Raw genomic sequence first — 665 nt, 5'->3', positions numbered from 1 at the left:
GGGAAGCCGATGCGGTACGACTCTACTACAGGCCTGGATGCGGAGCAATTGACGGAGCTGATCTGTCGGATATGGCAGATTGTCACGGGGAGGGGTGAGATTTCGGGACGCCCGGTGCTGCTGAACATTCGCGAGCAGGTCGTTATGACTCTGATCTTATTGCGGCAGAACGTGAACCAAACGACTATCGCGGATATGTTCGGTGTGTCGCAGCCCACGATTTCTCGCGCATATCGGCGGATCGTCCCGCTGATCGAGCAGGCCTGCTGTTTGTCGGGGGTGTGTTTAAAGACGGCTATCCAGGGCCGAGTGGTCCTGGTCGACGGCACCGATGTTCCCACCGGGAACCGCGCCGTGACGGGGAGAGCGAACTACTCCGGGAAGCGACACCGTCAAGGGCTGAACGTGCAAGTTGCCTCGGACGTGAACGGTAACTTGCTTTGCGTGTCCGATCCGACCCCCGGCGCTCGGCACGACCGAGCGACCATCAGCCTGTGTGGATGGGAACCGATTCTCGATAATGCCGAGTGGATAGCGGACCCAGCGTACGTCGGAACCACCGCAGTCACTCCCCGGAAAAAATTTCACCACGGACAACATGATGACAACACACGTACAGCCAACCGATACATCTCCTCCATCCGTTCGGCGGTCGAAAGATGCAT

At 58.6% G+C, this 665-nt stretch carries 1 protein-coding gene; it reads left to right on the top strand.

Features of this window, described 5'->3' with window-relative positions; genetic code table 11:
- Window positions 1-114 precede the first annotated feature (114 nt).
- Window positions 115-665, top strand: a 551-nt coding sequence (locus tag C5D07_RS15085; RefSeq protein WP_170063569.1) for a transposase family protein, incomplete at its 3' end; no start/stop codon positions are given.

This window comes from Rathayibacter tritici (assembly GCF_002932875.1).
Classification (GTDB): domain Bacteria; phylum Actinomycetota; class Actinomycetes; order Actinomycetales; family Microbacteriaceae; genus Rathayibacter; species Rathayibacter tritici.
This window is presented reverse-complemented; position numbering and strand designations above follow the sequence as displayed.